General features: G+C 65.4%; 18 protein-coding genes. 9 read left to right on the forward strand and 9 right to left on the reverse strand.

Annotated elements, in window-relative coordinates:
- The 7 genes from IB274_RS06205 to IB274_RS06235 form a co-directional block, all read right to left on the reverse strand.
- The gene (locus IB274_RS06205; protein WP_192431148.1) at positions 1-1,350 is read right to left on the reverse strand and encodes a nucleobase:cation symporter-2 family protein; all 1,350 of its coding nucleotides are present in this window, start codon (positions 1,348-1,350) and stop codon (positions 1-3) included.
- Between the two features lie 91 nt (positions 1,351-1,441).
- A complete protein-coding gene (locus tag IB274_RS06210) occupies positions 1,442-2,488 on the reverse strand; it encodes a CobW family GTP-binding protein (RefSeq protein ID WP_192431149.1) in 1,047 nt (348 codons plus the stop codon).
- Positions 2,485-3,096, reverse strand: coding sequence for a UbiX family flavin prenyltransferase (locus tag IB274_RS06215; protein WP_192431150.1), 612 nt, complete (start codon positions 3,094-3,096; stop codon positions 2,485-2,487). Before IB274_RS06215 ends, IB274_RS06210 begins: the two co-directional genes overlap by 4 nt.
- Positions 3,093-4,478, reverse strand: coding sequence for a UbiD family decarboxylase (locus IB274_RS06220; RefSeq protein WP_192431151.1), 1,386 nt, complete (start codon positions 4,476-4,478; stop codon positions 3,093-3,095). The genes IB274_RS06215 and IB274_RS06220 overlap by 4 nt, the downstream gene beginning before the upstream one ends.
- Positions 4,479-4,595: 117 nt before the next feature.
- On the reverse strand, positions 4,596-5,501 hold the full coding sequence (locus IB274_RS06225; protein WP_192431152.1) for an amidohydrolase family protein: 906 nt from the start codon (positions 5,499-5,501) through the stop codon (positions 4,596-4,598).
- A 4-nt stretch (positions 5,502-5,505) separates the two neighbouring features.
- On the reverse strand, positions 5,506-6,435 hold the full coding sequence (locus tag IB274_RS06230; RefSeq protein ID WP_192431153.1) for an amidohydrolase family protein: 930 nt from the start codon (positions 6,433-6,435) through the stop codon (positions 5,506-5,508).
- A 265-nt stretch (positions 6,436-6,700) separates the two neighbouring features.
- Positions 6,701-7,591: a LysR substrate-binding domain-containing protein gene (locus IB274_RS06235; protein WP_192431154.1), complete on the reverse strand. Its 891-nt coding sequence runs from the start codon at positions 7,589-7,591 to the stop codon at positions 6,701-6,703.
- A gap of 118 nt (positions 7,592-7,709) precedes the next feature.
- Here IB274_RS06235 and IB274_RS06240 point away from each other — a divergent pair, with 118 nt between their 5' ends.
- From IB274_RS06240 to IB274_RS06250, 3 genes are read left to right on the forward strand one after another with little or no spacing between them, the layout of a single operon-like run.
- Positions 7,710-8,174, forward strand: coding sequence for a (2Fe-2S)-binding protein (locus tag IB274_RS06240; RefSeq protein WP_192431155.1), 465 nt, complete (start codon positions 7,710-7,712; stop codon positions 8,172-8,174).
- Positions 8,174-10,387, forward strand: a complete 2,214-nt coding sequence (locus IB274_RS06245; protein ID WP_192431156.1) for a xanthine dehydrogenase family protein molybdopterin-binding subunit — start codon at positions 8,174-8,176, stop codon at positions 10,385-10,387. The genes IB274_RS06240 and IB274_RS06245 overlap by 1 nt, the downstream gene beginning before the upstream one ends.
- A 5-nt stretch (positions 10,388-10,392) precedes the next feature.
- A complete protein-coding gene (locus tag IB274_RS06250) occupies positions 10,393-11,304 on the forward strand; it encodes a LysR substrate-binding domain-containing protein (protein WP_192431157.1) in 912 nt (303 codons plus the stop codon).
- 129 nt (positions 11,305-11,433) lie between these two features.
- On the opposite strand, the gene IB274_RS06255 is transcribed toward IB274_RS06250, so the two are convergent.
- Both IB274_RS06255 and IB274_RS06260 read right to left on the reverse strand, forming a co-directional pair.
- Positions 11,434-12,030: an NADPH-dependent FMN reductase gene (locus IB274_RS06255; RefSeq protein WP_192431158.1), complete on the reverse strand. Its 597-nt coding sequence runs from the start codon at positions 12,028-12,030 to the stop codon at positions 11,434-11,436.
- Positions 12,027-12,881 carry a sterol desaturase family protein gene (locus IB274_RS06260; protein WP_192431159.1) on the reverse strand — a complete coding sequence of 285 codons (855 nt, stop codon included), beginning with the start codon at positions 12,879-12,881 and terminating at the stop codon, positions 12,027-12,029. Before IB274_RS06260 ends, IB274_RS06255 begins: the two co-directional genes overlap by 4 nt.
- Positions 12,882-12,971: 90 nt before the next feature.
- Here IB274_RS06260 and IB274_RS06265 point away from each other — a divergent pair, with 90 nt between their 5' ends.
- From IB274_RS06265 to IB274_RS06290, 6 genes are all read left to right on the forward strand, one after another.
- On the forward strand, positions 12,972-13,919 hold the full coding sequence (locus IB274_RS06265) for an AraC family transcriptional regulator ligand-binding domain-containing protein (protein WP_192431160.1): 948 nt from the start codon (positions 12,972-12,974) through the stop codon (positions 13,917-13,919).
- Positions 13,920-14,134: 215 nt separating this feature from the next.
- Complete coding sequence (locus IB274_RS06270; protein ID WP_192431161.1) at positions 14,135-15,115, forward strand: AAA family ATPase; 981 nt, start codon at positions 14,135-14,137, stop codon at positions 15,113-15,115.
- 11 nt (positions 15,116-15,126) lie between these two features.
- Positions 15,127-16,068, forward strand: coding sequence for a DUF58 domain-containing protein (locus IB274_RS06275; RefSeq protein WP_192431162.1), 942 nt, complete (start codon positions 15,127-15,129; stop codon positions 16,066-16,068).
- Positions 16,065-16,562 (forward strand): DUF4381 domain-containing protein, encoded by a 498-nt coding sequence (locus IB274_RS06280; protein WP_192431163.1) that lies wholly within the window; start codon positions 16,065-16,067, stop codon positions 16,560-16,562. Before IB274_RS06275 ends, IB274_RS06280 begins: the two co-directional genes overlap by 4 nt.
- Positions 16,549-17,556: a VWA domain-containing protein gene (locus IB274_RS06285; protein ID WP_192431164.1), complete on the forward strand. Its 1,008-nt coding sequence runs from the start codon at positions 16,549-16,551 to the stop codon at positions 17,554-17,556. Before IB274_RS06280 ends, IB274_RS06285 begins: the two co-directional genes overlap by 14 nt.
- Positions 17,556-19,130: a VWA domain-containing protein gene (locus IB274_RS06290; RefSeq protein ID WP_192431165.1), complete on the forward strand. Its 1,575-nt coding sequence runs from the start codon at positions 17,556-17,558 to the stop codon at positions 19,128-19,130. Before IB274_RS06285 ends, IB274_RS06290 begins: the two co-directional genes overlap by 1 nt.
- Position 19,131: the final 1 nt, after the last annotated feature.

A 19,131-nucleotide genomic window follows, 5' to 3' on the forward strand; every position in this document is an offset into this window, starting at 1 on the left:
TCAGAGGGTGTGGGAGGCGGACTTGCTGGCCGTACTGTCGGGAGCGCTGACGCCGTTGAGCGTCGCGTTGAGCAGCACCGACACCAGGCAGGCGATCACCACGCTGCTGTGCAGGAAAGGCTGCGACCACTCGGGCAACTGCTTGAACAGGGCCGGCGCCATCACCGGCACCAGGGCGGCGACGATGGTGAAGCCGACGATCAGGATGTTGTAGCGATTGCGCTCGTAATCGACCTTGGCCAGGGTCTGAATGCCGGCCGCAGCGACCACGCCGAACATGGCGATCCCGGCGCCGCCGAGGGCGGCGGTGGGCATCGACGCGATGATCGCTCCGGCCTTGGGCACCAGCGCCACAGAGCACATCATCAGCCCGCTGATTGCCACTACCCAGCGACTGCGCACACCGGTGAGAATCACCAGTCCGACGTTCTCCATGAAGGCAATGAACGGGAACGCTGCGAACATTCCGGCAATGGTGCTTGCCAGGCCGTTGGCTCGCAGCCCGCTGATCACCTGTTTCTCGGCCACCGGTTTTTCGGTGATGTCGCCGATGGCCACGAACAGCCCCATGGACTCGACCATCTGCACGATCATCACCACCACCATGGTCGCAATCGGAATCAGGCTGAAGGTCGGCAGGCCGAAGTGGAAGGGGTAGGGCAGGGTGAGCCAGGGCGCTTCCTGTACGCTGTGGAAGCTACCCATGCCCAGGCTGTACGCCAGCCCCGCGCCTACCAGCATGCCGAGCAGCACCGCCATGTTGCGCAGCATTGGCGTGCCGTAGCGGTTGACCAGCAGGATGGTCGCCAGTACCACCACGGAGACGGCAAGATAGGCCGGTGCGCCGAAATCACTGGCGTGGCGGCCACCGCCGATCCACTCGTAGGCGATCGGGAACAGTTGCAGGCCGATCACCGTGACGATGCAACCGGTGACCACCGGTGGAAAGTACCGGCGCAATCGGCCCACGAGTGGTGCGGCGAGCAGGGTGAAGATTCCCGCGCCGATCACGGCTCCACACACACCGGTAAACCCAACCAGCGGGTCGCTGCCGATGGCGATGACCGGGCCGACGCTGCTGAACGCCACGCCCTGGAGGATCGGCAGGCGCACCCCGAACTTCCAGAAGCCGACGGTCTGCAGCAGGGTGGCGATGCCGGAGCAGAATAGCGTGGTGCTGATCAGCACCACGGTATCGGCTTCGGACATCTTCAAGGCGCTGGCTACGATCAGCGGCACGGCGATGGCGCCGATGTACGAGACGGCCATGTGCTGCAGGCCGAGGGTGAGCATTTGCCGGACCGGTAATACCTGGTCGACGGGGTGGACGGTGGAGACGGCTGACGACATGGGGAATCACCTCTTGCTGTTTTTATTGGGTTGAGAGGGGTATTCGTTCTGCGTGCCCGGAGCCGCCATCCACCGGCGCCGATGCTTTTTCTCAGCCGGCCAGACAGGCCGCGAATCCTTGGTTCAACGCCGCGCGGTCCAGGTCGCGGCCGATGAACACGATCTTGCTGGAGCGTGGTTCCGTGCCCCATGAGGTGGAGGCGCGGAACTCGACGAGGCTGTGCACGCCCTGCAGCACGTAGCGCTGATCCTGGTCCTTGACCGCCAGCACGCCTTTCATGCGGTAGAGGTTGTCGGCCTGCTGGACGCGCAGCTCGCTGATCCAGCGGTGGAAGGCGCCCAGGTTCACCGCGCCATCCACGGCGATGCCGACGGAAGACACACTGGGATCGTGGTCATGCGCCAGATCGTCGTGGTCGTGATGATGTTCTTCGGCGTGGTGATCGTGGTCAGAGCCGATTTCCATCAGTTTCTGGGTTGATTCGAACGCACCGACTCCGAGGATCTTCGTCAGGTCGATCGCCGCATAGCTGGAGGTCACCAGGTCCGCCGTGGCATTCAGGCCGCGAATCTTTTCGCTCAGGCTCTCCACCTCGACAGCGCTGACCAGATCGATCTTGTTGATGACGATCCGGTCGGCACAGACGATCTGGTCCACGGCCTGATTGTCCGCGCCGTCGAGCTGCAGGTCCTCCAGGTGCTGGGTGATGTGCTTGGCGTCGACCATGGCCACGATGGCGTCCAGTTCCACTTCCTCGGAAATCGGGTCGTTGATGAAGAAGCTCTGTGCCACCGGGTACGGGTCGGCCAGGCCGCTGGTTTCGATGAGGATGTGATCGAGCCGCACGGGGCGCGCCACCAGCTCGCGGACGATACGCACCAGGTCCTCGCGAACCTCCGCGGTGCAGCACACGCAGCCGTTGACCATCTCGTAGATTTCTTCGGTCTCGGAGCTGAGCACCAGGTCGCCGTCGATGCCGACTTCGCCGAACTCGTTTTCGATCACGGCAATCCTGCGACCATGGTTTTCCTTGAGGATGTAGTTGAGTAGCGTGGTTTTGCCGGCGCCGAGGAAGCCGGTGAGGATGGTCACCGGAATCTTGCGGTTCGGAGTCGGTTGCTGGAGTGGGCTGTTCATGCGGGCTCCTTCGATTGCGAAAAATGGCCGGTGGACGCCGGGCCGGGTTCGCCCCAGCGCAGCGCGGTTCCGGCGTCGAGGCCGAACAGGTCGAGGACACGGCCGAGGCTGTGATCGACCATTTGCGAAAGGGAGTGCGGGCGGGCATAGAAGGCCGGTACCGGCGGGGCGATGATGCCGCCCATCTCTGTGACGGCAGTCATGTTGCGCAGGTGGGCCAGGGTCAGCGGTGTTTCCCGGGCCATCAGCACCAGCGTCCGGCGCTCCTTGAGGGTGACGTCGGCGGCACGGCCGATCAGGCCGGTGGAGGTACCGGTCGCGATTTCCGCCAGGGTACGCATGGAGCACGGCGCGACTACCATGCCCAGGCAGCGGAACGAGCCGCTGGCGATTCCGGCGGCCACGTCGTCGGCGCGGTGGTAGTGGCTGGCCAGCGTAGTGACGTCCGTCAGTTTGTAGTCGGTTTCGTGGGCCATGGTCAGCAGCGCGGCACGGCTGATCACCAGGTGGCTTTCGATGTCCAGCTCGGCGAGCAATTCCAGCAGCCGCACGCCGTAGATAAAGCCCGACGCGCCGCTGATGCCGACCACCATCCGCTGGCGATTCATGACTGAAGGCTCTTGAGAAGATCACGGGCACGCTCGACGACGTCCTGGTCCAGTTGCGCCCTGATGCCGTCGAATCCCGAACCCCGGGTGGCATCCAGGCCCATCCGCGACGTGGTGCCGTTGACCGAGGAGGAGGGGTCCAGTGGGCTGCCAGGCAGGCCGTCGACGACGAAGATGTCCTGGTGGGGCTGGAAGTGCGTGGCCAGCGCCCAGAGCACCTGGCTGTCATCGGTGATGTCGATGTCACCGTCCACTGCGATCACGGTCTTCAGGTACGGGTCCCAGCCCAGCAGGGCGAGCATGATCTGCCGCGCTTCGCCATCGCGGCTCTGGTCCAGCGCCACGTAGCAATGGAAGTGGGTGCCGGAGTTGGGGTAATGCACGGCGGTGACGGAGGGGAAGCGTGCCTTGAGTTTCTCGCTCATCTCGGCTTCCCGTGGCAGCCGCGCCAGGGTCAGGTGTTCGGCGTAGCGGCCGCCAACCACGTCCACCAGCCAGGCGTCCTTGCGGCGCATCAGGGTGTCGACCCGCAGGACGTTGTTGGTCGAGCGGTCCGAGGAGTACCCGCTGAACTCGCCGAACGGGCCTTCTTCGGCATACCCGGCCGGGTCTATGGCACCTTCCAGGACGAACTCGGCGTAAGCCGGCACGCCGATGCCATAACGCGGGGTCCTGACCAGTTCCAGCGGTGCGCCGAACAGTCCGCCGGCCACGGCGCGCTCGTCACTGCCGAACGGTAGCCGGGCGGCGGCAGCCAGCATGAACAACGGGTGTGCGCCGACCACCATGGCCACGTGCAGTTCTTCGCCGCGCTCGCGGGCGCTTTGCAGCATGCGCCACAGGTGGCCACGAGAGTGCAGGCTGGTGGCGAGGGTCTGCCGGGCGTGGCGCATCGAGCGGTGGTAGCTCATGTTGGCGATGCCGGTGACCGGGTCCTCGGCGATGATGATCGCGTTGGTGATGTACGGCCCGCGGTCGCTGTCGAAATGCTTGAGCATCGGCAGTAGTGCCAGGTCCAGCGCTTCGCCCTCGAATACCTCGTCAAGCACCGGGCCGGTTTCCACATGGCGCGGCGGGATCGGTTGGTTGGCGCGGCTTTGGAAGGTTTCGTGCAGCTGCGCCGGGGTGACGCCGAAGATCCGTGCGATGCGGGTCCTGGAGGCGAACAGGTTGGTGATCACCGGGACGCCGAGCGAGCCGACCTTCTCGCAGATCAGCAGCGGGTCGCGGCCCTGCGCGGCCAGGGCATCGACCAGGGCGGTGACCTCCTGGTCGGCGGAAAGGGGGGACTCGATGGTGAGTACATCGTCCGGATACTGCCGGCGATAGCTGTCGATGAAATCGTGGAAATCCTGGGTATCGCCGAGGGTGGAGACAGGCATGCTTTCACCTCCTGGAAAAAAACAGGCGCGCAGGGCCGAGGGCGACGTTCGATCGAAAGGCCAGTGGCCTGCCCGATCGAACACCGGTTCATCTGTGCGCCTGGAAGTCCCGCTGTGTTACAGGTAGGTCTTGCGCAGACGGGCGTCTGCCTCGACCAGGTTCCTGGGTGGCGGTGTCGGCTCGATGCCGCACAGCCGGGCGATGTTGTTGCCCAGGTAGTCCTCGAGGTGGTCCTCGTCGATGCCCAGGCCCTGGGGTGCCGGTGAGCACAGCACTTCCAGTTCCCGCAGCCACATGCCCGGCTCGTTCGGCGGCGAGTCGGTGCCGAACACGATCTTGTGGCGTGGCAGGTCTTTGGCGAACTCGACGATCCGCGACTGGAAGCACCAGCCGGACTCGCAGTACACGTTCGGCGTGTCCATGGCCATCCAGAACGCCTCGAACGAGTAGTTGCCGCCAGTCTGGATGCCGAAGTGGCCGATGATGAAATTGACCATCGGGAACTCGCGGATGATTGGGTAAAACATCGTCGGGATGGTGTAGGGCCCGTCGCCGGTGTGGATCAGCACCACGATGTTGTACTTGGCGCAGACCTTCATTGCCGGACGTAGCCAGTCGAGTGCGCGGTCCGGGCGATAACCGTGCATGTTGGCGTGCAGCTTGAGCATCTTGAAGCCGTATTCCTTGACGTGGAATTCCAGCTCCGCCGCACCGTTTTCCGGGCCCCAGCGCGGGTTGAAAGTGAAGTTGCCGATGAAGCGGTCCGGGTACTTCACGCAGAGTTCGGCGACATAGGACATGTAGTCGCGCACGCCCTCGCGGCCCCGGCGGTTGCCGTCGCGGTAGCCGGTGTTGCCCGGCGGCGGCTGGATGAAGCCCATGTCGATGCGGCGCGGTTTGCCGTTGATCATGTACGGGCCGTCCATCAGCTTGAGCATGCGCTCGCCAGTGAAGGGTTCGCCGGTGTGGCGCCAGGCCTCATCGACCAGATTGGTGGGGTGCAGATGGGTATCGATGATCATGGGTTCAGCTCCTGGCCAGTTGAGTCGTGACAGTGCGCTTGAGTTGCGCCTCGGCTTCGGAAACGGAACGCGGCGGCGGAGTCGGCTCAAGCCCGATCATTCGCGCGGTGTTGTTGCCCAGGTATTCCTCGAGGGTGTCCTCGTCGAGGTTCAGGCCCTGGGGCGGCTCATGGCAGAGCACTTCCAGCAGGCGTAGCCACATGCCCGGCTCGTTCGGCGGAGTGTCGGTGCCGAAGAGGATCTTGTGCGTCGGCAGGACCTTGGCGAATTCGACGATCCGCGATTGCAGGCACCAGCCCGACTCGCAGTAGACGTTGGGCAGTTCCATCGCCCATTGCATCGGCTCGAACACATAGACCCCGCCGGTCTGCACGCCGAAGTGGGCCATGATGAAGTTGACGTTGGGGAATTCCTTGATCATCGGAACCCATTCCGATGGGATGCTGTAGGGCCCGTCGCCGGTGTGCAGCTTGACCGGGATGCCCAACTCGGCGCACTTCTCGAAGGCCGGGCGCACCCAGTCCAGTGCGCGGTCGGGGCGATAGGCGTGCATGTTGGCCTGCATCTGGACCATCTTGAAACCATGTTCCCTGACATAGCGCTCGATCGCTTCGACGCCGTTCTCCACGCCGCAGCGCGGGTTGTAGACGAAGCAGCCGATGAAGCGGTCCGGGTAGGTCTGGACCATCTTCAGGGTGTAGGCCATGTAGGCGTCGATGGATTCGCGACCGCTGAGTTCGCCGTCGGTCCAGGTGTAGATGGTGTTGCCTTGCGGCGGCTGGATGAAGGCTTTGTCGATGCGGCGAGGTTTGCCGTTGACCACGTACGGGCCATCCATCATCTCCAGCAGACGCTCGCCGGTGAACGGGTCGCCGTCATGCCTCCAGGCCAGGTCGACCTGGTCAGTTGGATAGCAGCTGATATCGATGATCATTGAAGTCGATCTCCTGATAGCGGGGAAGGGAACCTTGCGGTTCGCAGCAACCACGTCCCGGATAATCGGCCGTTTCTATGCGCGACAGGCTCGCGCATTCCCTCGCCCGGTCGCATCCGCTCTGGGACGCTGGCTGCTTGGTGGGCAGTATTGGAAGGGGGCAGAAGGTTCGTACAATATTAATTGGGCGAGGAGTTGATACGTGCTCGATATGGCCGTTCGCCGGTGTGGCGTTGCGCCTGCCACCGGCCTGTGCGCGGCGGGTTCAGCCCTGCGTTCGCGCAGCCATCCGCTTGATCAATTCCACCACCGGCGCTACCCGTTCCGCCTGTCCTGGCGGCCATACCGCGTACAGGTTGTAATGCGCTGGAATCTCCGCCTCGTTCAGTTCCACCAGACGCCCTGCGCGTAAGGCGTCCGCCGCGAGCAGGCCGCGCACCAACCCTGCGCCGACCCCGGCTTCGGCCGCTGCGATGAGGTTCGCTGCATTGTCGAAGACCATCCGTGCGCCCGGCTCGATCGGCGCCATCCCGACCGAATCCAGCCATGGAATCCACGAGCGGCGCGTGTACCCCAGCAGCGGCAGTTCCAGTACCTGCTCCGGGGTGAGCGGGACCTGTAAACCATGGCGCTCCAGCAACGCCGGAGAGGCCACTGCCACCACCCGGTCACCGCAGAGCTGCGTCATCTCGCAGTCCTCCCAGTCGCCGTAGCCGTAGCGCAACGCCAGGTCCACCCGCTCGAAGGAAACGCGCTCGGTGCGTGGCATCGACAGCAGCGCCACCTCATGCTCGGGCAGCGCATCGAGCAATTCGGGGAGCCGTGGATTGAGCCAGCTCTGGGCCAGTTCGCTGTCCACATCCAGCGTCAGTCGTTGCGCTACCCGGCGGTTCTTGACCGATGACAGCGCCCGGTCGATCTGCGCCAGGCCGTCGCTCAGGACGCTGGCGAACAACTGGCCGGCGTCGGTCAACTTGCTGCCGCCTCCTTCGCGCACGAACAGCGCCTGCCCGACGAAGTCTTCGAGGCTGCGGATCTGCTGGCTGATCGCGCTGTGGGTGAGGTCGAGCTTGCGCGCAGCGCTGGAGAAGCTGCCGCTGCGGGCGGCCTGGATGAAAGCACTCATGGACTGCACCGACGGGTATCGCTTGTACATGCTGTTAGTCCTGCTTACACACGATGGCAGAAATCGTTGCTGGCCCGAATTTTCCCGGGTTACCACTATTCGGTCACCAGGCCCGCGCAAAGACGGGCCGCTCTCCTGGAGCCTGACAATGATCGAGTTAACGGTAAACGGCGAACGACACGAGCTGGCAGAGGCGTCACCGTCCATGCCGCTGTTGTGGGTGTTGCGAGACCACCTGAAACTGACCGGCACCAAGTTCGGTTGCGGCATGGGCCTGTGCGGCGCCTGTACCGTGCACCTGGATGGCATCGCGGTGCGTTCGTGCCAGCTGCCGGTTGCCGCCGTCGCGGGGCACCGCATCACCACCATCGAAGGCTTGTCGCCCAATGGGCAGCATCCGCTGCAGTTGGCCTGGGTTGCCGAAGATGTTCCGCAATGCGGTTACTGTCAATCCGGCCAGATCATGTCCGCCGCCGCGCTGCTCAGCACCGGGGCGGTGGTGACCGATGACTCGATCCGCAACGCCATGTCCGGCAACCTGTGCCGCTGCGGCACCTACGGGCGGATCAACAAGGCCATCAAGCGTGCGGCGTCCGCGCCGAAGGAGGCGTGATGAGACTTGTCGATGACGGGACTGTCGAGCCGTCGCGCCGGCGTTTTCTCAAGCAGGCGGCCACCGTCGCTTCCGGCCTGGCGATTGCGTTCTATCTTCCCTCTGACGCGGCAGCGACGCAGGCCAACGGCCCGGCTCCAGGCGGTGATTTCGAGCCAAATGCCTGGGTGCGGGTACTGCCCGACGGCACGGTGAAACTGGTGGTGCACAAGCACGATTCCGGCACCGGCACCCAGACCGCGCTGGCTGCATGCGTGGCGGAAGAGCTGGACGTCAACCCGATGATGGTGCAGGTGATCACGCCGGAAAATCCATTCTTCGAGGCCTACATTCACCCGATCTGGAAGGTCTATTCCACGGGCGGCAGCACCAGCGTTTCGCTGGAGTACGAGCGCTTGCGCACGGCAGGCGCGACAGCCCGCGCGCTGTTGATCGCGGCGGCTGCCAAGCGGTGGAAGGTCACTCCCGAGAGCTGCACCACTGAAGACGGTCGGGTGCTGCACGCCTCCAGTCAGCGCAGCTGTGGTTACGGTGAGGTAGCGGGGCTCGCCGCGCAACTGCCGGCGCCGGCCAAGGTCACGCTGACGGATCCGCGGCAGTTCAAGTACATCGGCAAGTTGCGCCACAAGCGGGATGCGGCGGCCAAGGTCTGCGGGCGCTTCACCTACAGCATCGACGTGACGCTGCCGCAGATGCTGGTGGCGGTGGTCCAGCGCGCGCCGGTGATCGGCGCCAGGGTACTGAAGCTCGACTCCAGCGCGACGCTGCAGGTGCCGGGCGTGCGCAAGGTCATCGCGATTCCAGGCCGGCCCGATGTGCTGGGGGGCAACCAGGAGGGCGTCGCTGTCCTTGCCGACAACTATTGGGCTGCCCATCAGGGGCGCGAGTTGTTGCAGGTGCAATGGAGCGATTCGCCCCTGGGCGCTTTCGATAGCGATCAGCTGGCGGCCGCGCAGGCAGCGGCCGTTGGCGACAAGGCCGCACAACGGGTTACCGCACTGGCGGCGGGGGATGTCACGGCGCAATGGCCGAAAGCCGCGAAGTTGCTCGAGGTTGACTATCGCATGCCTTACAAGGTGCAGAACCCGCTGGAGCCGGTGTGCATCACCGCCCAGGTATCGGACAACGCCATCAGCTACTGGGGCGGGGTACAGGTGCCGTCGTCGGCGCTGGAGGCCGCGGAAAAAGTGTGCGGGATCGGCAAGGACAAGGTCACTATCCACGAGCTGGTGTCCGGCGGCAGTTTCGGCGCGCGTGAGTCCAAGTACTGGCTGTTCGAGGTGGCCTATCTGGCGCAACAGGCCGGGGTGCCGGTCAAGCTGATGAACAGCCGCGAAGACGAAATGCGCGCGCTGTTCATGCACCCGGCCACCTTGCACCGCGCCAAGGGCTCTCTGGACGCCAAGGGGCAACTGACCGCCTTGCAGCTCAATGCGGTATCGCCGGCCTCGCCGGAGCAGTGGGAGCCTGGCTATTTCGAGCGCCCGGACCACATGGACTACAGCACCACCGAAGCCATTACCGCGTGGGATTTCGCCTATCGCCCGGCGAATCTGGACCTAGCGTGGGTCCGGCATGAAAGCGGGGTGCCCAGCGGCTGGTATCGCTCGGTGAGCTTCATCCCCAACGTGTTCGCCGTGGAAAGCTTCATGGACGAACTGGCCCATGAGGCGGGGCTGGACCCGCTGGCGTTTCGCCTGGCCAACATGCACGAACGGCCCCGTCACGTCGCAGTGCTCAAACAGGCCGCTGAGCGCGCCGGCTGGGGCCAGCCTTTGCCAGAAGGAACGGCATTGGGCGTCGCCACCAACCAGGGGTACACCAGCTTCATTGCGGTGATCGCCAGGCTTTCCCGAAAGGACAGTGCCATCAGCGTCGACAAGCTCACCTGCGTGGTCGATTGCGGTCTGGCGGTGTCGCCAGGAGGCGTCGAGGAACAGATCTATGGTGGCCTGATGTGGGGCCTCGGCCACGCGCTGTTCGACCGCATGGACATCAAGCAGGGGCGGGTGGTGCAGAGCAACTTCCACGACTACCGGGTGACCCGCATGTCGGACATGCCGGCCGTGGACATCCTGGTGCTGGACGGCGAGCCGGGCAAGCCCGGCGGCGTTGGTGAGCTGGGCAGCCCGTCGGTGGCTCCGGCCATCGCCAATGCCCTGTTCAGCCTGACCGGCGTGCGCCAGCGCTCGACGCCACTGACCCTGGGGTAGCCGCCATGGACCTGCGCCTGCTGCGGTACTTCATGGCCCTGGCTGATGAGTTGCACTTCGGCCGGGCTGCCGAGCGGCTGCACATCTGCCAGCCGCCGCTGAGCCAGCAGATCCGACTGCTGGAAGAGGAGCTGGGGACACCGCTGTTCGAACGCAGCCACCATCGGGTCGAGCTGACGGCGGCCGGACAGATGCTCAAGGAGCAGGTGCCACTGGTGTTCGAACAGCTGGAGCGCGCGCTGGCCCTGACTCGCCAGACCGGCCGGGGGCAGGTCGGCGAGCTGGAAATCGGCATGATCAGTTCGGTGATGATCGGTGTGCTGCCACGGGCCCTGCACCTCTTCCGCGAGCGCTACCCTCAGGTGACCTGGCGCCTGCATGAAATGACCCCCGCGGCACAGGTCAAGGCGTTGAAGGAAAAGCGCATTGATGCCTGCGTGTTCCGGGTCGGTTACGACGATCCGCAGTTGCGTAATGAACTGCTGCTCTACGAACCGATCCGCGTGGTCATGCCGGCCGACCATCCGTTAGCCCGGAGCGACAGCGTGGCGCCGGCGGATCTGGCGCAGGAGCCTTTCGTGGCGCTGGAGCTCAAGCAATCGCGCTTTGCCGACTTCCTCTTTCAGTGCTGCATCAAGGCCGGGTTCACCCCCCAGATCCGCCAGCAGGTCATCGAGGTGCAAACCTTGCTGAGCCTGGTGCGGGCTGGTTTCGGTGTGGCACTGCTGCCGGCGTCCATCGAGCCGATGGCGCCGGCGGGGCTGGTATTTCGACGTCTGGTACCCGCTCTGCCGGAAGTGCCTCTGTATGCCACCTATCGTGCGGATGACGACTCGCCGGTGATCAAGCTGTTTCTCGATACATTGCGGGAGCTGGTCAGCGAGGATGAACGCAAACCCGAAGGATCGTACCCGTAGGAGTTACCGCCCAGTGCGACTGGCTGATCTTGCTCGTGACCTTCTTTAACCGTTGCAGGTTCGTTGCCACACGGTTCAGCGCCTTGTTCTTTGGTCGCTACCGAACCGGAGCGGACATTCCCCGAGCCCCTACATGCCGTTGTGGAAGTCGCTGTGCTCCAGCTCGATGCGCTCGCGCAGGCCTTTCATGCTGTGGCCATATTCGCCCAGCACCCGCAGCGCCCAGTCGGCCCGGCGGCGGATGCGCAGGTCGTCTTCACCGGTGGGGTCGGAGGCGTTCAGGACCTGGTCGACCTGGCGGATGACCAGTTGCTCGGGCAGGTAGCAGATGCGCGAGTTCTTGTAGCTGGAGGCGCGCAACTCGGAGAGCGGGTAGGAACCGCCCAGGCCCGCCGATACGCCCACCAGTAGCGCCGGCTTGTGCGCCAGTTCGGCGTAGCCGGCGTAGAGGAACAGGTTCTTCAGCGCCGGGCAGGCCATGCCGTGCCATTCGGGGGATATCACCACCAGAGCATCGGCGCGCTGCAGTTGCCCGGTCTGCTCCACCCAGGCCTGGTCTTCGATCGATGCCGGCCACAGCGGCAGCGGAGTTCGGCCGAGGTCGACGATGTTGGCAGTGCTGCAGATTTCCAGCGCCTGCAGGCGCGCAGCCAGGTAGCGGGCCACCTTGGAGGATTGGCTGGATGCCTGGCTGGAGCCGGCGATCAGGGTGACGTTCAGGTTCATCGGGCGATCTCCGGTACTTCTTTTGTTTGCGACTGTGGCTGGGCATTACGCACCAGCGGCCAGAACACTTCCTGTTGCCAGCTCACCGGATGCATGTCCTCGATGCCATAGGCCGGGGGACGGCGGCGGGTGATCTTCGCGGTGCCGAACAGCACGTCCCAGAAGAACAGCAGGTTGCCGAAGTTGCCCTTGTAGTTCGTCACGCCGTCCTCTGCGTTCAGGCCGTGGTGCGCCGAATGGGTGGAGGGCGTGGAGATGGTCCGCTCCAGCAGCCACATCAGCGGGCGCAGTGCGCGGATGCGATAGAGCTTGTCGTCCCAGGCGACGCTGCTGTGCGCGCCGAAGATCACCAGCATCTTCACGATCAGGTAGCCGTAATAGAAGTTGGCCAGCCCGAGGTAGACCAGCGCGCTGGTCAGCCAGATGCCGGGCATCAGCAGGTAGTAGAAGCTGTTGTTGCGATAGACGATGCGGATGCTCATGTACGGCGCCGAATGGTGCGCGCGGTGCAGGGCGTAGAGGAAGGGGACGCGGTGGGTCAGGCGGTGCCACCAGTACTGGGTCATGTCGTCGAGCACCAGGAACAGTCCGAGGGCGGCGTACCACGGCAGGTCCGCCAGTTGGCCCTGCCATTGCGGGGCGAAGTGGCCCAGCAGGTGATTGGTGGTGAACAGGATCAGCGGGAAGGTGATCAGCAGCAGGATGCCCGAGCCGAAGATTTCCACCATGGCATCGCGGCGCCGGGAGGCGGGCTGACGGAAGCGGGCGCAGGCCATTTCCAGCAGGATGAAGGCAACGAAAATGGCGACCACCACGGGGGTTGGATTATTGGCGAGCAGTTCAGAGTTCATGGCACTCTCTTCTTGTTAGCTTCTTGGTTGCCCCTCGGGGCGCAGCAAGCACAATAAGAAAACAAGGGCTCGGCCCGCGTCAGGCGTGAAATGGACAGAAATCCCCGAGAAGTGGCCAATCCTCAGCGTTACCATCGCGGCTCGCTGGGGCAGGTACTGGAGCGTTACCTGCTGGGCATGCGCCGGCATCGCGAGGGCGACTACAGCATGGTTGCCCTGGAAGAGCTGCTGGCCGAGGCGCAGCAGCATGACCCCGCCATCGGATTGCACCTGTTCGGGCAGTTCACGGCGCAGGACCGCCACATCCTGGCGATCTCCGCCGGCTACTGCGCCACTGTTGGCGAGGCCCTGCAGCTCTGGGCGCGATACGGGCGGCTGGCGTCGGACATGGACACGCTCGATTACGTCGAGGACGACCAGGGTGCCGGGGTGGAGGTGATGATCGATGCCCCGGTGGATCTCGCCCGTTTCACCGTCGAGCACTATTTCGTCATGAGCCTCACCGTGATGCGCGAGGCTACCGGCTGCGTGATCAAACCGTCGCGCGTGGAGTTCAGCCATCCGCGCCCTGCCTATCACGCACAGTATGCCGAGGCATTCGGCGTACCGGTGGAATTTGCCAGTCGCGGCAATCGCCTGTACTACGCGAAAGAGGATCTCGCCAGGCCGCTGGTGGGTCGTCACGCCGGTATGCTCGAGATCATCTGCCAGGAGCTGGATCGTCGTCTGGGGCGCCAGCGGCAACTCAGTGGCTGGGCGGGGAAGCTGGCGCGGAACATGCGCCGGGCCCTCGCCGAGGGGCGGGTGCCGGGCCTGGAGGAGCAAGCCGCGGCCTTGCACCAGAGCGCTCGGACCTTGCGCCGGCGGCTGGAAGAGCAGGGGCTGAGCTTCCGCCAGTTGCTGGATCTGGTTCGTGGCGAGCTGGAGCAGCACTTCGAGTTGCAGGGGCTGACTGCCGGCGAAATCGCTACACGCCTGGGCTACGGCGACCAGGACGCCTACCAGCACGCCCGCCGTCGTTGGCGCGAGGCCGGTTGACCTGCTCCGGGTGAACTAAGCCGGTCCGGATTCAGCCCTCGGTTGGGTAGGCCTCCGTTACGCGCGCCTGCTCATTTCACGACAGGTGCCACCATGGCGCGGCGTTTCACAGTTGCTACAGTTACTCCGCAAGCGGTGGCACGGCAGTGTGTCGGGAGAGCAGCTCTGGCACGCCATCGGCAAGGAATCCGAATCGACGGAACAAGGAACAGACCGTGTCCACGCGTGAGCAGATTGCAAGTCTGGAAGCCGCCGTATCGGCGCAGGTACTGGGTCAGGAAGAAACCGTCCGGCATATCCTGCTGGGGCTCCTGGCCAATGGTCATGTGCTTCTGGAAAGTCTCCCCGGCCTGGCCAAGACCCGCACCGTCAAGGCGCTGTCCAGATATCTCGATGCGCGGATGAGCCGCGTGCAGTTCACTCCCGACCTGTTGCCCTCTGACATCACCGGGGCGGAAATCCTCCAGCAGACGGAGCAGGGCAACCAGCTGAAATTCCAGCCGGGGCCGCTGTTCGGCAACGTCATCCTCGCCGACGAGATCAACCGCGCGCCGGCCAAGGTCCAGGCGGCGTTGCTCGAAGCCATGGAGGAGCGCCAGATCACCGTGGCCGGGCAGACCCACCGCATGCCGGGGCTGTTCATGGTGCTGGCGACGCAGAACCCCATTGAGCAGGAGGGCACCTACCCGCTGCCCGAGGCGCAGATGGACCGCTTCCTGATGAAACTGCTGATCGACTATCCACGGGTCGAGGACGAATCCCGCGTATTGCAGCTGGTGCGCGCCGAGGAGCGCAGCCAGCAGGCCGGCGCGGCGCCCGAGGCCATCACGCCGCTCGCGCAGGAAGCCGTGTTCGCCGCCCGCAAGGAAGTCGGCGACGTGTATGTGTCAGAGGCCATCGACCGCTACCTCATCGACTTGATCAATGCCACGCGGCGTCCCGCCGACTACGACGCCGACCTGGCGCGCTGGCTGAAGGTCGGCGCCAGCCCGCGCGGCGGTATCAGCCTGGACCGTGTGTCGCGCGCCCACGCCTGGATGGCGGGCAACGACTACGTCACTCCCGATGACGTGCGTGCCGTGGTGCACCCGGTGTTGCGCCATCGCCTGCTGCTGTCCTATGACGCCGTTGCCGATGGCGTGGCGGCCGATCAGGTGATCGACCGTCTGCTCGACAAAGTGGCGATCCCGGCCTGAGGAGGGTTTCCATGGCCGAATCGCAGCCGGTTGCCGATGGTTTTGTCTATGCCTCGCTGCCGCAGCTGATGCTGCTGGAGCATCGCGTGCGCGGGCTGAGCTTTCTGTCGCGGCAACCGCTTTCCAGCATCCTTTCTGGCAGCCATGCGGCGCGCCTGCGCGGGCGTGGGCTGAGCTTCGACGAGTTGCGCCAGTACAACCCCGGCGACGACCTGCGCCACCTGGATTGGCGTGCCTCGCTGCGCTACGGCAAGCCCTTCGTGCGCAGCTACACCGAGGAGCGCGACCGGCCGACCCTGCTGCTGGTGGACCAGCGCATGAGCATGTATTTCGGCTCCCGGCGCAGCTTCAAGTCGGTGCTCGCCGCCGAGCTGGCCGCGCTGGGCGGCTGGATGGCGCTGCAGGCCGGCGACCGAGTCGGCGGCCTGGTGTTCGGCGACCGCAACATCGAGTACATCCGCCCCCTGCGCAGCCGGTCGAGGGTGGAGGCGCTGTGCGCGTCCATCGTCCGGCACAATCATGCGCTGCATGCCACGCGCAGTGACGAGGACTCACCGGGGCAGCTGGACCGCGTACTGCGTCAGTCTCTGGGCGTGGCCGGCCACGACAGCCTGGTGGTGATCATCAGCGACTTCGCCGGTGTCACTGAGCAGACGCTGCAACTGCTGCGGCAATTGAGCGCGCACAACGATGTGCTGGCCCTGCAGGTCTTCGATCCCATCGCCATCAAGCTGCCTGATAAGGGACGGGTGACGGTTACCCAGGGCGAGCTGCAGGTCGAACTGGAGGTGGGCCGGCGCCAGGTGCACCGGCCGCTGGGTGAGTTTCTTTCCGGGCGGCTCAAGGATGTCGCGACGCTGCTGCGCCGCAGCCAGGTGCCGCTGATGATGTTCAGCAGCGGCCGCGACGCCCTGGAGCAGTTGCGCGGCGAACTCGGGCGCCTGGCGCGATGAGCGTCCCCAGCATCGATCAACTCCAAGAGCTGGCGCCGCCGGCTCCGCTGGTCAGCTACTGGCCGCAGACCTGGGCCTGGGTCTGGCTCACCATCGTGCTGCTGCTGATCCTGGCAGCCTGGGGGTTCTCGCGTTACCGGAAATGGCAGCGTGATCGCTACCGGCGCGAGGCGCTGGCCCTGCTCGATGAACTCGGTGCGGCCATCAGAGAGCCGTCCCATCGATTGGCCGCGCTGCGCCAGTTGCCGATTCTGGTCAAGCGTGTCGCGCTGTCGATGCCCGATGGTGCGGCTTCGGCGCCTCTGGGTGGCGTCGACTGGCAGGCCTTTCTGCTGGCACGCAGCCCGACGGCGCTGCCGGCCGATCTGCAGCGGCAACTGACGCTGCTGGCATACGCACCTGACTCCAGGGTTGCGAATATGGACGAGCAGGAGGTGCAATCCCTCCTGTCGACCTGCCGGCAATGGATCGAGGTGCACCATGTGGCAGCTTGACTACCCCTGGTTGCTACTCCTGCTGCTCTTACCCTGGCTCGCCTGGCGCTACCTGCCGGCCTACCGCGAGTCGCGCAGCGCCCTGCGGGTGCCGTTCTTCGCCGCCATGAGCCACGCGGCGGGCCAGGAGCCGAGCCGTGGCGGCGCCGCTGGCGGGCGCTGGCAGTTGCCGCTCAACCTGCTGGTCTGGGCACTGGTGCTGCTCGCCTGTGCGCGCCCGGTGCTGGTGGAGAAGCCCATCCAGCGCGTGCAGCCGATCCGCGACCTGATGCTGGCCATCGACATCTCGCAATCCATGGAAACCAGCGACTACCGAGATGCCACAGGCAATCGCGTGGATCGTCTGAGCATCGTCAAGGGCGTGGTGCGCGACTTCATCGGCCAGCGCAAGGATGACCGCATCGGCTTGATCGTCTTCGGCACCGGCACTTTCGCGCAATCGCCGCCGACCCAGGACCACGTCAGCCTGCTGATGCTGCTGGACGAAGTGGGCATAGGCATGGCCGGGCCCAACACCGCCCTGGGCGACGCCATCGGCCTGACCCTCAAACTGCTGGAAAACGCGCCGGAACAGCAGAAGGTGCTGATCCTGCTCACCGACGGCAACGACACCGGCAGTGCCATCACGCCGAGCCACGCCGCGGCCATGGCCCATGAGCGCGGTGTGGTGGCGCACACCATCGGCATCGGCGACCCCGAGGCCAGCGGCGAGTCGAAGGTGGACCTGCAGACCCTGCGCGATATCGCCCATACCACCGGCGGACGGTTCTTCCGCGCGGGCGACCGCGAGGCGTTGCAGGAAGTCTACGCGACGCTGGACCAGATCACCCCGCACCAGGTGAAAACCCTCAGCCACCAACCCAAGCGCGACCTGTTCTGGCTGCCGCTGGGCGCTGCCTTGCTGTTGCTGCTGGTGGCGCATGTGCTGGCGGCCATTGCCGGGCGGCTGGCCGTTCCGCGTGCGGCGCAGGTCGGCCAGGAAACGGAGGGCTGATGGATATCGATCTCAGCGCCTTCCATTTCCTCCGCCCGGTATGGCTGCTGCTTCTGCTGCCGGGCATCCTGCTGCCGCTGCTGTGGAGCCGCCGCCACGACCTCGCGCGGCGCCTTGACGGGATCATTGCGCCGCACCTGCTGCTGCATCTGGTGATCACCCCGGCCGACCAGCACCGCGTGCGCCCGGTGCAACTGCTGGGCGCCTTGCTGGCGATCGGCGGCGTGGCCGCTTCCGGGCCAACCTGGGAGCAAGATCGCCCGGCTTTCCTGGAGAACCGCGCGCCGCTGATCCTGGCGCTGGATCTGTCGCCGTCGATGGCCGCCAACGATGTTCCGCCCTCGCGCATCGAGGCGGCCAAGCACAAGCTGCACGATCTGATCGCCCGCCGGCCGGGCAGCCCCACGGCGCTGATCGCCTATGCCGGCAGCGCGCACCTGGTGCTGCCCGCGACTCAGGACGCGGCGCTGCTCGATAGTTTCCTGCAGGCGCTTTCGCCCGGCCTGATCCAGAGCGAAGGCAAGGATGCGCTGGGCGCCATCGAGAAGGCCGTGCAACTGCTGGCCGCCGAGCAGTCGCCGGGCACGCTGGTGTTGCTGACCGATGGCGCCGACAAGCAACAGTTCGACGCCATCGACAAGGCGCTGCGCGGGAGCGATCTGCAGGTGTTGGTGCTGGCAGTCGGCAGCCAGGATGGCGGCCTGCTCGCCGGTGGCCAGCAGGACTCCGCGGGCCGTCCCTTGCTCGGCACTTTCGACGCTGAAGGACTGAAGGGCCTGGCGGACGCCGCGGACGCACCGCTGGGCAGCCTGACCCTCAACGACGACGACCTGGACTGGATCGAACTGCACGCCCAGCAGCATTTCCGGGCTGCCCAGGGTGATGAGCGGCAACTGCACTGGAAGGACGCCGGCTACTGGTTGTGCTGGCCCTTGCTGCTGCTCGTGCTGTTGAGTGTACGCAAGGGCTGGAAGGTGCACTGGCTGAGCGCGCTGCTGTTCGCCGCGAGTCTGGGCGGACTGCCGCAGCCGGCGCGCGCCGGCGTGCTCGCCGATGCCTTCTTCACTGCCGATCAGCAGGGGCGCTGGGCGTTCGAGCACGGGCACTACCCGCAGGCGGCGGCGCGGTTCCGTGATCCTTTCTGGAAAGGCCTGGCCGCTTACCATGCGGCGGACTACCCGCTGGCGCTGGCCAGCTTCGCCCGGCTGGACACGGCGCAGGCGTACTTCTACCTGGGCAACACCTACGTGCGCCTGTCGAAGTTCGACCAGGCCGTCGGTGCTTATCGCCAAGCGCTGGCGCGGCAGCCGGAGTTCCCGCAGGCCACGGCGAACCTGGCATTGGCGCTTGCCTTGCAGAAGGACCGTGAGGACCAGCAGGAGGCCGGGCCACCCGACGAGAAGCCCGACCAGGAGGTTTTCGACAATACGGCTGACAAGGGCAAGAACGTGGTGCTCAAGAAAGGCGCGGCCGAGTCGGACGAGCAGTGGCTGAACAACCTGAGCACCTCGCCGGCACAGTTCCTGCGCCGCAAGTTCATGCTGCAGGACGCGGCGGCGGGGGCGGGCTCATGAC

Source organism: Pseudomonas sp. PDM18 (genome assembly GCF_014852585.1).
In the GTDB taxonomy this organism is placed as follows: Bacteria; Pseudomonadota; Gammaproteobacteria; order Pseudomonadales; family Pseudomonadaceae; genus Pseudomonas.

Coding starts and splice junctions, on each gene's coding strand:
- IB274_RS06205 (WP_192431148.1), bottom strand. CDS start 1,350: ATGTCGTCAGCCGTCTCCACCGTCCACCCCGTCGACCAGGTATTACCG.
- IB274_RS06210 (WP_192431149.1), bottom strand. CDS start 2,488: ATGAACAGCCCACTCCAGCAACCGACTCCGAACCGCAAGATTCCGGTG.
- IB274_RS06215 (WP_192431150.1), bottom strand. CDS start 3,096: ATGAATCGCCAGCGGATGGTGGTCGGCATCAGCGGCGCGTCGGGCTTT.
- IB274_RS06220 (WP_192431151.1), bottom strand. CDS start 4,478: ATGCCTGTCTCCACCCTCGGCGATACCCAGGATTTCCACGATTTCATC.
- IB274_RS06225 (WP_192431152.1), bottom strand. CDS start 5,501: ATGATCATCGATACCCATCTGCACCCCACCAATCTGGTCGATGAGGCC.
- IB274_RS06230 (WP_192431153.1), bottom strand. CDS start 6,435: ATGATCATCGATATCAGCTGCTATCCAACTGACCAGGTCGACCTGGCC.
- IB274_RS06235 (WP_192431154.1), bottom strand. CDS start 7,591: ATGTACAAGCGATACCCGTCGGTGCAGTCCATGAGTGCTTTCATCCAG.
- IB274_RS06240 (WP_192431155.1), top strand. CDS start 7,710: ATGATCGAGTTAACGGTAAACGGCGAACGACACGAGCTGGCAGAGGCG.
- IB274_RS06245 (WP_192431156.1), top strand. CDS start 8,174: ATGAGACTTGTCGATGACGGGACTGTCGAGCCGTCGCGCCGGCGTTTT.
- IB274_RS06250 (WP_192431157.1), top strand. CDS start 10,393: ATGGACCTGCGCCTGCTGCGGTACTTCATGGCCCTGGCTGATGAGTTG.
- IB274_RS06255 (WP_192431158.1), bottom strand. CDS start 12,030: ATGAACCTGAACGTCACCCTGATCGCCGGCTCCAGCCAGGCATCCAGC.
- IB274_RS06260 (WP_192431159.1), bottom strand. CDS start 12,881: ATGAACTCTGAACTGCTCGCCAATAATCCAACCCCCGTGGTGGTCGCC.
- IB274_RS06265 (WP_192431160.1), top strand. CDS start 12,972: ATGGACAGAAATCCCCGAGAAGTGGCCAATCCTCAGCGTTACCATCGC.
- IB274_RS06275 (WP_192431162.1), top strand. CDS start 15,127: ATGGCCGAATCGCAGCCGGTTGCCGATGGTTTTGTCTATGCCTCGCTG.
- IB274_RS06280 (WP_192431163.1), top strand. CDS start 16,065: ATGAGCGTCCCCAGCATCGATCAACTCCAAGAGCTGGCGCCGCCGGCT.
- IB274_RS06285 (WP_192431164.1), top strand. CDS start 16,549: ATGTGGCAGCTTGACTACCCCTGGTTGCTACTCCTGCTGCTCTTACCC.
- IB274_RS06290 (WP_192431165.1), top strand. CDS start 17,556: ATGGATATCGATCTCAGCGCCTTCCATTTCCTCCGCCCGGTATGGCTG.